The sequence below is a fragment of the Frigoribacterium sp. Leaf164 genome, from assembly GCF_001423665.1.
Lineage (GTDB): Bacteria > Actinomycetota > Actinomycetes > Actinomycetales > Microbacteriaceae > Frigoribacterium > Frigoribacterium endophyticum.
Map to the genome: position 1 here is coordinate 1,068,762 of NZ_LMOX01000003.1, position 12,566 is coordinate 1,081,327.

8 protein-coding genes are annotated in these 12,566 nt (G+C 74.6%); 3 read left to right on the forward strand and 5 right to left on the reverse strand.

Annotated elements, in window-relative coordinates:
• Positions 1-544: 544 nt before the first annotated feature.
• Positions 545-2,755 (reverse strand): NADP-dependent isocitrate dehydrogenase, encoded by a 2,211-nt coding sequence (locus tag ASF82_RS12975; RefSeq protein ID WP_056057745.1) that lies wholly within the window; start codon positions 2,753-2,755, stop codon positions 545-547.
• Positions 2,756-2,967: 212 nt separating this feature from the next.
• The gene (locus ASF82_RS12980) at positions 2,968-8,331 is read right to left on the reverse strand and encodes an S-layer family protein (protein WP_056057746.1); all 5,364 of its coding nucleotides are present in this window, start codon (positions 8,329-8,331) and stop codon (positions 2,968-2,970) included.
• A 323-nt stretch (positions 8,332-8,654) separates the two neighbouring features.
• Between ASF82_RS12980 and ASF82_RS12985 the strand changes: the two genes are divergently transcribed.
• Positions 8,655-9,128: a MarR family winged helix-turn-helix transcriptional regulator gene (locus tag ASF82_RS12985; RefSeq protein WP_156370141.1), complete on the forward strand. Its 474-nt coding sequence runs from the start codon at positions 8,655-8,657 to the stop codon at positions 9,126-9,128.
• 171 nt (positions 9,129-9,299) lie between these two features.
• Here the strand turns inward: ASF82_RS12985 and ASF82_RS12990 are convergent, their stop codons facing one another.
• Together ASF82_RS12990 and ASF82_RS12995 are read right to left on the reverse strand one after the other, a co-directional pair.
• Positions 9,300-10,124 carry an alpha/beta fold hydrolase gene (locus ASF82_RS12990; RefSeq protein WP_235491288.1) on the reverse strand — a complete coding sequence of 275 codons (825 nt, stop codon included), beginning with the start codon at positions 10,122-10,124 and terminating at the stop codon, positions 9,300-9,302.
• Positions 10,121-10,522, reverse strand: a complete 402-nt coding sequence (locus ASF82_RS12995) for a MerR family transcriptional regulator (protein ID WP_056057755.1) — start codon at positions 10,520-10,522, stop codon at positions 10,121-10,123. Before ASF82_RS12995 ends, ASF82_RS12990 begins: the two co-directional genes overlap by 4 nt.
• A 157-nt stretch (positions 10,523-10,679) precedes the next feature.
• Between ASF82_RS12995 and ASF82_RS13000 the strand changes: the two genes are divergently transcribed.
• A complete protein-coding gene (locus tag ASF82_RS13000; RefSeq protein ID WP_056057757.1) occupies positions 10,680-11,408 on the forward strand; it encodes an SDR family oxidoreductase in 729 nt (242 codons plus the stop codon).
• Between the two features lie 206 nt (positions 11,409-11,614).
• On the opposite strand, the gene ASF82_RS13005 is transcribed toward ASF82_RS13000, so the two are convergent.
• Positions 11,615-12,082: a VOC family protein gene (locus ASF82_RS13005; RefSeq protein WP_056059181.1), complete on the reverse strand. Its 468-nt coding sequence runs from the start codon at positions 12,080-12,082 to the stop codon at positions 11,615-11,617.
• A gap of 104 nt (positions 12,083-12,186) precedes the next feature.
• On the opposite strand from ASF82_RS13005, the gene ASF82_RS13010 reads away from it, so the two are divergent.
• Positions 12,187-12,566, forward strand: a 380-nt coding sequence (locus ASF82_RS13010; protein WP_156370266.1) for a YafY family protein, incomplete at its 3' end; no start/stop codon positions are given.

Sequence of the window (12,566 nt, forward strand, 5' to 3'; positions counted from 1 at the left end):
CCCGATCGAGGTGACCCGACCTGGGCCCCAGCCCGCCCGCAGGGCCCACGACGAGTCGTCTCGATGAGGGGCCTGGCGCTGCGCGCCGGCCACTCCCCCCACGAGCAACCCGCCTTGCTGAGTTGCCACTTTGGGGGCCCCACGACGCCGCTCAACCCCTCAAAACGGCAACTCACGAGCGCGNACCGATCGAGGTGACCCGACCTGGGCCCTCACCCGCCCGCAGGGCCCACGACGAGTCGTCTCGACGAGGGCCCGGCGCTGCGCGCCGACCACTCCCCCCACGCGAGCCACCCGCCTCAGTCAGTTGCCGATTTGGGGGCCCCACAGGGCCGCTCAACCCCTCAGATTGGCAACTCACGAGCGCGCACCGATCGAGGTGACTCGATCTGGGCCCCAGCCCGCCCGCAGGGCCCACGACGGGTCGTCTCGACGAGCACGCCCGCGGCGACGACGACGAACGACGCCCCGCACACGGACCCCGCCGAAGCGGGGCCCGCGTGCGGGGCGCGGCTCGCGCAGCGCGTCGCAGCTACAGCTACAGCTACAGCGTCGCGAGCGCCGCGTTGAACGTCGCCGACGGGCGCATCACGGCCGCCGTCTTCTCGGGGTCGGGGTGGAAGTAGCCGCCGATGTCGACCGCCGTGCCCTGGGGCGCGATCAGCTCGTCGACGATCGTCTGCTCCTGCTCGCCGAGCGAGGCGGCGAGGGCGGCGAACGCCTCCGCCAGCTCCGCGTCGACGGTCTGCGCGGCCAGCTCGTCGGCCCAGTACTTGGCCAGGTAGAAGTGGCTGCCCCGGTTGTCGATCGAGCCGAGCTTGCGGCCGGGCGACTTGTTCTCGGCGAGGAAGGTGCCGGTCGCACGGTCGAGGGTGTCGGCGAGGATCTGCGCGCGCGGGTTGTCGGTCGCCGTCGCGAGGTGCTCGAAGCTGACCGCGAGGGCGAGGAACTCGCCGAGGCTGTCCCAGCGGAGGTAGTCCTGGTCGACGAGCTGCTGCACGTGCTTCGGCGCCGAGCCGCCGGCACCCGTCTCGAACAGGCCGCCGCCGTTGATCAGGGGCACGACCGACAGCATCTTGGCCGAGGTGCCGAGCTCCATGATCGGGAAGAGGTCGGTGAGGTAGTCACGCAGCACGTTGCCGGTCACCGAGATGGTGTCGGCACCGCGACGGATGCGCTCGAGCGAGAACGCCATGGCCTCGACCGGCGACAGCACCTCGATCTGCAGCCCGTCGGTGTCGAGCTCCGCCAGGTACGAGCGCACGAGGCCGATCAGCGTGGCGTCGTGGGCGCGGCTCTCGTCGAGCCAGAACACGGCGGGCGTCGCGCTGGCGCGGGCGCGGGTCACGGCGAGCTTGACCCAGTCGCGGATCGCGACGTCCTTCGTCTGGCAGGCCCGCCAGATGTCGCCCTCGGCGACCTCGTGCTCGATCAGCGACTCGCCAGCAGCGTTCACCACGCGGATCGTGCCCTCGGCCGGGGCCTGGAAGGTCTTGTCGTGCGAGCCGTACTCCTCCGCCGCCATGGCCATCAGGCCGACGTTCGGCACGGTGCCCATGGTCGCCGGGTCGAAGGCGCCGTGGGCGCGGCAGTCGTCGAGCACGGCCTGGTAGATGCCCGCGTAGCTCGAGTCGGGGATCACCGCGAGGGTGTCGTGCTCGGCGCCGTCGGGCCCCCACATGTGGCCCGAGCTGCGGATCATCGCCGGCATCGAGGCGTCGACGATGACGTCGCTCGGCACGTGCAGGTTCGTGATGCCCTTGTCGGAGTCGACCATGGCCAGGTCGGGGCCGGAGGCGATGCCGGCCTCGAACGCCGCCCGGATCTCGGCGCCCTGGGGGAGGCGGTCGAGACCCTGCAGGATCGCGTTCAGCCCGTCGGCGGGGTCGAGCCCGGCGGCGGCCAGCGCCTCGCCGTGCTGCTCGAAGACCTCGGGGAAGAAGGCGCGGATGACGTGGCCGAAGATCAGCGGGTCGGAGACCTTCATCATCGTCGCCTTGAGGTGCACCGAGAACAGGACGCCCTCGGCCTCGGCTCGTGCGATCTGCGCGGCGAGGAACTCGCGGAGCGCGGCGACGTGCAGCACCGTGCCGTCGACGACCTCGCCCGCGAGCACGGGGATCGACTGACGGAGCACCCGCGTGCTGCCGTCCGCGCCGACGAACTCGATGGTGAGGGTGTCGTCGGCGGGCATGACGACCGACTTCTCGTTGCTGCGGAAGTCGTCGACGCCCATCGTGGCGACGTTCGTCGCCGAGTCGCTGCTCCACTCGCCCATGCGGTGCGGGTGGTTGCGCGCGTACTGCTTGACGCTCGCCGGCGCGCGGCGGTCGGAGTTGCCCTGGCGCAGCACGGGGTTGACGGCGCTGCCCTTGACCTTGTCGTAGCGGGCCCGCGCCTCCTTCTCGGCGTCGGTCGAGGGGTCGTCGGGGTAGTCGGGCAGGTCGTAGCCCTGCGACTGCAGCTCGCGCACGGCGGCCTTGATCTGCGGGATCGAGGCCGAGATGTTCGGCAGCTTGATGATGTTCGCCTCGGGCGTCGTCGCCAGGGCGCCGAGCTCGGCGAGGGCGTCGTCGACGCGCTGCGCCTCGGTGAGCCGCTCGGGGAACTGGCTGATGATACGGCCGGCGAGCGAGATGTCGCGGGTCTCGACGTCGACCCCCGCGGTGCTCGCGTACGCCTCGATGACGGGAAGGAACGAGTATGTCGCCAGCATCGGCGCCTCGTCGGTGAGCGTGTAGATGATCTTGGCCATGCCGCTGGTACTCCCTCGTGTGGCTCTGCGTTCGTGGGCCCCACGCTACTCGCGCAGGTCTCTCGACATGAAGATACAGGCGACGACCGACGGGCCGCGCCCGTCGCACGACGGAGGGAGCCGCGCGGCAGGCCGGACGACGGAGGCGCGGTGCACGTCGACCGCACACCGCGCCTCCCTGCACCGCGCCTCCCGCAGCGGCCGCGCCCCGCCTACCGGAGCCCGCGCACCGGCCCCGTCACCGGCCGGCGACGACGGCCGAACAGCACCAGCCCGAGCCCGGCGAGCATCACGAGCAGAGCGACGCCGAGGTCGGCGGCCACGTGGCCCGCCCCGGTGAACGCCAGGCCGAGGATCGCCGGGAAGCGCAGCGTGATCAGGCCCTCGAGGGTCTCGGCCGAGGTGTCGGCGACCCGGTACGCGATCGACGCGACGCCGGTGAAGCCGTCGACGGGGGTGAAGCGGACGCCGTCGGCGCCGACCGTCCAGGTGCCCTGGCCGGGCACGGTGACCGTGCTGGCCGCGACGCCGGTGGCCGGGTCGACGAGCACGAGCGTGCCGCGGTCGAGGGTCTGGCCGCCGCTCGCGACGTCGTTGGCGAGCGGGTCGATCGTGACCGGGCGGCCCGGCGTCGCGAGCTGCGTGTCGTCGGCGGCGACCGCGGCGCTGCGCACGGCGATGGTGACCGTCGCCGTGCTCGTGGCTCCGTCGACCGAGGTCACGAGGTAGGTGAACGAGTCGGTGCCGGTGAAGCCCTCGGCGGGCTTGTAGGTCCACGAGCCGTCGGCCGCGACCGTGGCGGTGCCGTGCGCCGGCTGCGTCGCGATCGACGCGACCAGGCCGGTGCCGAGGTCGTTCGCCAGCAGGCCCGCGTCGGCCGGGACGCGCAGGGCCCGGCCCGCGACCGTGCTCGCCGCGTCGTCGACGGCGACCGGGTCGGTCACGATCGTGAGCGTGCTGCTCGCCGGCAGCCCCTCGGCGTCGACGACGTCGTAGGTCACCTCGTCGCTGCCCGACCAGCCCGGGGCCGGCGTGTAGACGACGGCGCCGTCCGAGCCGATCGACAGGGTGCCGTGGGCCGCGGCGGCGTGGCCGACGACGACCAGGTCGCGGCCGAGGTCGTTGCCGAGCACCGCGGGCGCGGCGACCGTGAGCGTCGTGCCCGCGGCGACGTGCGCCCGGTCGGGGGCCGCGGTCGGCGTGACGGTGACGGTCACGAGCCCGGTGGTGACGCTGCCGCGGTCGTCGGTGGCCGTGTAGGTGAAGGTGTCGGTGCCCGAGAACCCGTCGGCGGGCTCGTACGTGTAAGACCCGTCGGCGGCGAGGGCCACCGTGCCGTGGCCCGGCTCGACGTCGACGCGGGCGGTGAGGCCGGTGCCGGCGTCGTTCGCGAGCACGCCCTGGGCGGCGGCGACCTCGAGGCGTCCGCCGGCGGCGACCGTCGCGGCGTCGGGCGTCGCGGTGGGGCCGACGAGCACGGTCACGACGGAGTCGGCGGTCAGGCCGTCCTCGTCGGTCACCGTGTAGTCGAAGGTCGCGGCGCCCGAGGTGCCGGGGGCCGGCACGAAGCGCACCGAGCCGTCGGGCAGCAGCGTCGCCGTGCCCGACGAGGGCGTGCCGACCCGGGTCACGGCGAGGCGCGAGCCCCGGTCGTTGCCGGTCAGCTGGGCGGCGCGCAGCACGAGCGGGGTGCCGGCGGGGGTGCTGGCGGAGTCGACCGTCGCGACGGGCGAGACGGTGACGGTGACGGTCGACTCACGCTCCTGGCCCGAGTCGTCGGCCACGCGGTAGCTGAACCCGTCGACGCCCGAGAACCCGGCGTCGGGCACGTAGGTGACCCAGCCGTCGGTCGTCGACGTGGCGGTGCCGTGCGCCGGGGCCGAGACCGAGAGCAGTCGCAGGCCACGGCCGCGGACGTCGGCCATCAGGCTGAACACGGTCTGCTGGCCCGAGACGGTGCGGCGCGCGTCGGGCGACGCGGTCGGCGTGACGGTGACCGAGACGGTCGTGCTGCTGGTCTGCCCGGCCGCGTCGACGACCGTGTATCCGAAGGTCTCGACGCCCGAGAAGCCGACGGCCGGCGTGTAGACGACCCGGCCGTCGGTGCCGAGGCGCGTGGTTCCGCCCTGGTCGCCGGCGGTGACGGACTGGATGCGCAGGGCCTTCCCGTGGTCGTTCGCCAGGAGGTCGGCGATGGTCAGGGCCGTGTCGGCGGGGGTGCTCCGCACGTCGGCGACGGCGGTCGGCACGACGGTGACGGTGACGACGGCGTCGGCCGTGCGGCCGGCCGCGTCGGTCGCGGTGTACCCGAAGGAGTCGGTGCCCGAGAATCCGGTGGCGGGCACGTACGTGACCTGGCCGGCCCGGTCGACCGACGCCGCGCCTCCCGCGGTGGTCGACCCGACGGCGGTGACGACGAGGGCCTTCCCGTGGTCGTCGGCGACGAGGTCGGTGAGCGACAGCGCCGTGTCGGCCGGCGTGCTGCGGGCGTCGTCGGCAGCGGTCGGGCGGATCGTCATGGTGACGACCGACGAGACGACCTGGCCGGAGGCGTCGGTCGCCGTGTACCCGAAGGTCTCGGTCCCCGAGAAGCCGGGCGCACCGGTGTGGGTGACGCGGCCGCGCTGGTCGACGGAGGTCGTGCCGCCCTGGTCGCCCGCGGTGACGGAGGTCACGACGAGGCGCTGGCCGCGGTCGTTGGCCGTGACGTCGACGAGGGTCGTCGCGGTCTCGGCCGGCACCTCGTAGGCGTCGGGCGCGGCGCGGGGCGTGACCGTGAGGGTGACGGTCGCGGTGCTCTCCTGCCCGTCGACGTCGGTGACGGTGTAGTCGAACTGCTCGGTGCCCGAGAAGCCGACGGCGGGGGTCACGACGACGGCGCCCGAGGCGTCGAGGGCCACGTCGACCCGGCCGCCCGTGCTGGCGGTCACGGCCGTGACGGTCAGGTCGCTGCCGCGGTCGTTCGCGAGCAGGTCGGCGAGCGTCGTCGCGGCCCCGGTCGGGACGGTGCGGGCGTCGTCGACGGCGGTCGGCGCGACGGTCATCGTCACGGTCGCGGAGCTCGTGCGCCCCGCGGCGTCGGTGACCGTGTAGCTGAAGGTCTCGGCCCCGCTGAAGCGGGCGGCGGGGGTGTACGTGACGGTGCCGTCCTGCTCGAGGCGCACCGCGCCTCCTGCACTGCCCGCCGTGACGGCGGTGACGGCGAGGCCGCGACCGAGGTCGTTCGCCCGGAGGTCGCGCAGCGTGGTCGACTCGCCCGGCGTCGCCGTCGCCCGGTCGTCGCGGGCCTGGGGCGTGACGGTGACCGTGACGGTCGCGGTCGAGGTGCGGCCCGAGGCGTCCTTCGCCGTGTAGGTGAAGGTCTCGGTGCCCGAGAAGTCGTCGCGGCTCGTGTAGGTGACCGAGCCGTCGCGGCCCAGCTCGACCTTCCCCCCGGCCGAGCCCTGGCTCACGCCGGTGACGGTCACGTCGGTGCCCACGTCGTTGCCGGCGAGGTCGGTGAAGGTGGTCGGCGTGCCCGCGACGACGGTCTTCGCGTCGGCGGCGGCGGCCGGGTCGACCGTGACGGTCAGCGTCGCGGTGCGCTCGGTGCCCGACGCGTCGCGGACGGTGTACGTCACCACGATCGTGCCCCCCGAGGAGGCGGTGGCCGGGTCGAGCACGACGCCCCCGTCGCGGTCGACGGAGACCTTCCCGCCGCCGGAGACGACCTTCGCGCCGACGACCGTGAGGCCCGTGCCGAGGTCGTTGCCGAGCAGGTCGGTGAAGGTGGTGGTCTGGCCGGCGGGGGCGCTGCGCGCGTCGTCGCCGGGGGTCGGGGCGACCGTCAGCGAGACCGTGGCGGTCGAGCGCACGCCGGCGGCGTCGGCGACCGTGTAGGTGATGCTCGCGGGGCCGGAGGTGCCGGGCTCGGGCGAGTAGACGAGGTCGCCGCCCGGGGCGACGGTGACGCTGCCGCCGCCGGAGACGACGGTGGCGTCGACGATCGTGAGGCCCGAGCCGGCGTCGTTGCCGAGCAGGTCGGCGGCCGGGACGGTGGTCGAGCTGCCGCTCGGCTGCGCGGGCACGGTGGCGTCGTCGTCGACGGCGTGCGGGGCCACGGTGACGGTGACGGTCGCCGTGGAGGAGGCGCCGCTCGCGTCGGTGACCGTGTAGGTGAAGGTCTCGGTGCCCGAGAAGCCGCGGTCGGCGGTGTAGCCGACGGTGCCGTCGGCGCGCAGCTCGACGACGCCGCGGGCGCTGCCCTGGGTGACGCCGGTGATCTTCAGGCCGGTGCCCGCGTCGTTCGCGCGCAGGTCGGTGAAGGTGGTGGCGACTCCGGAGACGGCCTCCTCGGCGTCGTCCTTCGCCGCGGCCGCGAGCACGTTGACGAAGGAGCAGGTGACCTCGGAGGAGGCCTCGCTCTTCGACGTCGGCTGGGTGTACGTGGCCTTGGTGCCCGTGCCCTCCGAGACGACCGTGCTGCCGTCGGCGCAGGTGTAGCTCGTGGCGTAGTCGGCGGGGAGCGTCGTCGAGTTGCCGGGCTTCTGCTCGACCGTGTACTGCGTGCCGCCGACCGCGAGGATCGGGCCCGCCGTGGCGGTGTCGGAGCCGGGCGCCGTCGTCGCGGTCGCGCTGGGGCTGCCAGCGGGGATGCCGCCGCCGGTGAGCGTGACGCCGAACTGGTCGGAGGGCTTGGCGCGGTCGACGATGGTCGTGCTGGCCGAGGTGGTGTTGGGGTAGTTGCAGGTCGCGAGGTCGACGGTCGCGAAGCCGGGCAGCACCGTCTCCTTGATCGTCGCGCCGGAGGCCGGGTCGACCTCGGTCAGCGTCGTCTGCGGGGCCTGGGCCGTGCCGGTGCTGCGGGAGAGGAACAGCGTGCCGTCGTGCGAGAACGCGATGCCGTTGTAGGCCGCGTTGGTGCCGCCGAGGGTCGCGATGTTCGTGGTCGGGATGGGGGTGTCGCCCGAGGTCGTCGGCACGGGCACGTCGGCGCGCTGCACGAGCGCGTTGGAGACGACGAACATCGTGCCGCTGCGGCTGAAGGCGAGGTCGCCGTTGCCCACGGTGGTGTTGCCCGTGATGCCGATGGTGCCGACGCGGCCGAGGGCGACGCCGGGCTCGGGGGGCTTCGGCGGCACGTAGGCGCTGAGCTGCGGCTGCGCCTGGGCGGCCGCGTAGTAGTAGCTGCCGCTCTGCGGGTTCACGCCGCCGCGGATGATGTTGAGGTTCGCCGCCTCCGGCCGGGTGGTCGGCGTCGAGGTCTCGCCCTCGCGGTCGTAGGTGATGATCTGCGGCACGCCGTTCGAGACGCCCGTGGCGTAGGCGCGGAGCCCGCCCGCGCCGATGCCGAGGCCGTTCGTCGCGCCGGTGAGCGTCGCGACCGAGGCGACGGTGCCCGTGGCCAGGTCGACCGAGCGGACCTGGCCGGTGCTCGTGATCGAGTACACGGTGTTCTGGTCGCAGGCGAGCGGGCTGGCGGCGAGCGCCGGGGCCGCCGGCGTGACGGTGGTGAGGACGCCCGCCGCGAGCAGGGCGGTGAGCCCGACGGCGACGGTGCGGCGCCCGAGCGAGCGGGCAGACAGGGAGGAGGGCATGGTGGGGGCCTTCGGGTGGGGTGGGCGCGGGTCAGGAGGCGCGGAGCGGGTGGGAGGGAGCCGGTCCGGTCGCGCAGGTGGTGCTGTCGGGGGGGGCGGGCTGCACGGTCGGGTCGCAGGGGTGTCGGGCGCCCTGCGGTCGGGCTCAGGTTATTGACAGGGAGGGGTCCCCCACATGCCCCACAACGGGCATCCCCCGCTCGGGTGCCACGGCACGAGCTGTCCTCTCGGCGCACCCTCGGCAGGGCGACTCGCCCCGACGGCCGGTCTGTGGTCCACTGGTGGCCGACGCGCCGACGGAGGGCGCGAGCAGGGAGACGACCGTGACCGACGACCTCCTGCCGCCTACCCCCGCCAACCACCCCGACTCGATCAAGAAGCTCGCAGCGACGCTCCGGCGGCTCGACGAGGCGCACCGTCGCTACCGGGTGCACGCCGCGAAGGTGGTCGGCATGGCCCCGACCGACCTCTCCGCCCTGCTCGTCGTGAGCGAGAACCCCGGCATCACCCCCGGCGCCCTCGCGAAGGAGCTCGTGCTCAGCACCGGCACGGTGACCGCCGTCGTCGACCGCCTCGAGGCGTCCGGCCGCGTGGCGCGGGTGGCCCACCCGGGCGACCGGCGCAGCCTCCACCTGCAGCTCACCGAGCAGGGCACCCAGATCGCCTCCGCGCTCGACGAGGCCTACTGGTACGTGCTGTCGACCACCGGCACCGACGAGACCATCGCGGGGGCGCTGCCCCAGCTCGACGGCATCACCGAGGCGCTCGACGCCGTCGCGAGCGAGGCCGTGGGCTGAGCCGCCCTCGTCGCCGCGGGCGTCGCCCGACGTGCGCCGCGCCTCCTCGGCGCCGCCCCGTCATCGAGGTGCCCCGTCCTGGGCCCTCCCGGCTCGGCAGGCGCCAGATGGAGTCACCTCGACGCGCACAGCAGGGACGCCGAGGAGGCACGGGGCGCGACGCGCCCCGGCTCAGGGTGCGACGAAGGGGGCGAGCGCCGCGATCCAGGCGTCGTGAGCGTCGAGGTGCGCGTCGTGCGAGCCCCCGACGAGATCGACCCTGGTCACGGCCCGGCCGTGGGCGACGAAGGCGCCCTGCTGCTCGGCGGTGAACATGCCGCCCTCCGCCCACACGACGAGCGTGGGCGCCGTGACGCTCTCCCACTCCGCCCAGCGCGGCACCCCGACCGCCTCGATCGTGGCCTGGAGAACGTCGGCGTCGAAGCGGGGGCGCAGCCCGTCGCGCCCCTCCTCGAGGTCGTCGACCCAGGCCCGCTCGAGCGGCCCGTCGCCGAGCGCGGCGAGCGCGGCCGCCCGGTCGGCGAACGGGACCGCCCACGACCGGAAGAAGTCGCCGAGCGCCCGGTGCGACTCCGGCGTCCCTCCGCCCTGGTCGCCCTCGAGCAGCACCAGCCGGCGCACGAGGTCGGGGCGTGCCGCCGCGACGAGCATCGCCGTGTGGGCGCCCATCGACTGGCCCACGAGGTCGACCGGGCCGGTGGCCTCCGCCTCGACGACGCTGACGACGTCGGCCACGAAGGCCCGCCGGGAGAGGTCGACGGGGCGCCGCGTGCTGCGGCCGTGCCCGCGCTGGTCGACGAGCACCACGCGGCGCCCGACGAGCGCCCGGGCGGTCGGCAGCAGCTCGCGGCCGCTGCCGGCGAGGCCGTGCAGGAGCACGACGGTCGGCTCGGCGCCCTCCCGCACCGCGTACGCGACGCGGGTGCCGTCGACGGCCGTCACGGCCGCCTCCCGCAGCTCGCTGTGCCCCCCGGGCTCCGCGGAGGCGGTGGTCACGCCGCCGAGGCGACGGACGCGGGGCCGCCGTCACGGAGTGCGGGGCAGTGCTCGGGCGTCGGGTGCAGCGAGACGTCGATGACGCGGTCGAGCTCGGCGCGGGCGGCGGTGAGCTCGGCGATGCTCGCCGTGATGCGGTCGCGCTCGCGGCGCAGCAGCGCGAGCGACTCGTGGGTGGCGACGCCCGCGTCGACGCAGGGCAGCAGCTCGACGATGGTGCGGCTCGCCAGGCCGGCGGCGAAGAGCTGCTGGATGAGCTGGACCCGCTCGACCGCGGCCTCGTCGTAGACGCGCTGGCCGCTGCCGGTGCGGGCGGCGGGCAGCAGGCCCTGCTCCTCGTAGTAGCGCAGGGCGCGGGGGCTGACCCCGGCGCGGGCAGCGACGTCTCCGATGCGCACGAGCGCTCCTCCCGGTGGGGCGTCGGGCGGGTGCGCGGCGCGGGGCTGGTGGTCGATCTCGGGCAGGACTTGCCCTTGACGTCGACGTGAGGTCCTAGCGTAGCCGCGCAGGCCCGGACGCACCGCCCGGCCGCCCCGAGAAGGAAGAACGAACACCATGGACATCACCGACCAGGTCGCCCTCGTCACCGGCGCCAACCGCGGCATCGGCCGCCGCTTCGTCGACGAGCTGCTCAGCCGCGGGGCCCGGAAGGTCTACGCGACCGCCCGTCGCGTCGACTCCCCCGAGGCCCTCGAGCTGGCCGCCCTCGACCGCGTCGAGGTGCTCGCCGTCGACATCACCGACCACGCGTCGGTCGTCGCCGCGGCCCGCGCCGCGACCGACGTCACCCTGCTGGTCAACAACGCGGGCATCGCGACCTCGACGCCGCTCGTCACGGGCGACCTGGCCGAGCTGCGCCGCGAGATGGACACGCACTACTGGGGCACGCTCGACGTGATCCGCGAGTTCGCGCCGGCCCTCGCCGCGAACGGCGGCGGGGCGATCGTCAACGTGCTCAGCGCACTGTCGTGGTTCGCGTACCCCGGCAACGGCGGCTACGGGGCCGCGAAGGCGGCCGAGTGGAACATGACGAACGGCGTCCGCCAGGACCTCGCCGCGCAGGGCACCCTCGTGCAGGGCGTCCACCTCGGCGCCGCCGACACCGACATCATGGCCGGCTACGACGGCCCCATGATCGACCCGGCGGACGTGCCCCGCGCCTCCTTCGACGGCCTCGCCGCCGGAGCGATCGAGGTCGTCGTCGACGACTGGAGCGCGATGGTCAAGGCCTCGCTGGCCCACGACCCCGCGCTGCTCTACGCGCAGATCAGCCCCGCGAGCTGAGGCGGGTGCGGGCCGGGTCCGGCGGGTCCGTGTCCTCATGGGCTGCCCGGGCCCGGCGGGTCCGGGTCCTCCTGGGCTGCCCGAGCCCTGGGTGCGGCGGGTCCCCGTCCTCCTGGGCGGGTCGGCGCCGACCCGCCCAGGAGGACACCGACNCCGCCACACCGCGGCGCAGACCCCTCCGGGCCGCCTCGCGGGCTCGCCAGACGCTAGCGGTGCGCGGCCTGCACGTCGACGACCCAGGTCACCCCGAAGCGGTCGGTGAGCATGCCGAAGCCGGGGCTCCAGGCCGACGCGGCGAGGGGCTCGACCACGTCGGCGCTCTCGGCGAGACGCTGCCAGAGGGCCTCGACCTCCTCCAGCGTCTCGCCCTGGAGCGACTGGAAGAAGGTGCGATCGGTGACGGTCGTCCCGTCGACGCGGCGGGTGGTGCCCGCGACGGCGACCGTGTCGGTCGTGTCGAGCCCCGGCACGTCGTAGGCGAGCAGCCGGAAGCCGTCGGCGGCGTCGACCCGGCCGAAGACGACCTTGTCGGCGCCCGGCAGATCGTGGGGCATGCCGACGTCGCCGTAGGTGGCGGCCGCGGTCACCTCGCCGTCGAAGACCGAGGCGTAGAAGTCGAGGGCGGCCCGGGCCGTGCCGGGGAAGTTCAGGTGGGTGGTCGTGCTGACGGTCATGGAAGGGTCCTCCCGGTCGTGGTGGTGCGCGGCGACCTGCCGCACGCTCACCGTCCCGCACGATGCGGACAGTTACGGTCCGCTCCTCACGGCAGACTCGGGGCATGGTCGGGAACTCGTCGCGCATGCTGTCGCTCCTCTCGCTGCTGCAGACGCGGCGCGACTGGCCGGGGCCGCTGCTCGCCGACCGGCTCGGGGTCACCGCGCGCACCGTCCGGCGCGACGTCGACCGGCTCCGTGAGCTCGGCTACTCCGTCGTCGCCACGCGCGGGCCCGAGGGCGGCTACCGCCTCGCCCCCGGCGCCGACCTGCCGCCGCTCCTCTTCGACGACGAGCAGGCGGTCGCGATCGCGGTCGCCCTGCAGGGCGTGACGGCGAGCGGCGTCGACCTCGACGAGGCCGCGTCGCGCGCGCTCGCGACGGTGCGGCAGGTGATGCCGTCGCGTCTGCGGCACCGGGTCGACGGGATCCGCTTCACCGCGCC

Coding starts and splice junctions, on each gene's coding strand:
- ASF82_RS12975 (WP_056057745.1), bottom strand. CDS start 2,755: ATGGCCAAGATCATCTACACGCTCACCGACGAGGCGCCGATGCTGGCG.
- ASF82_RS12980 (WP_056057746.1), bottom strand. CDS start 8,331: ATGCCCTCCTCCCTGTCTGCCCGCTCGCTCGGGCGCCGCACCGTCGCC.
- ASF82_RS13000 (WP_056057757.1), top strand. CDS start 10,680: ATGGACATCACCGACCAGGTCGCCCTCGTCACCGGCGCCAACCGCGGC.
- ASF82_RS13005 (WP_056059181.1), bottom strand. CDS start 12,082: ATGACCGTCAGCACGACCACCCACCTGAACTTCCCCGGCACGGCCCGG.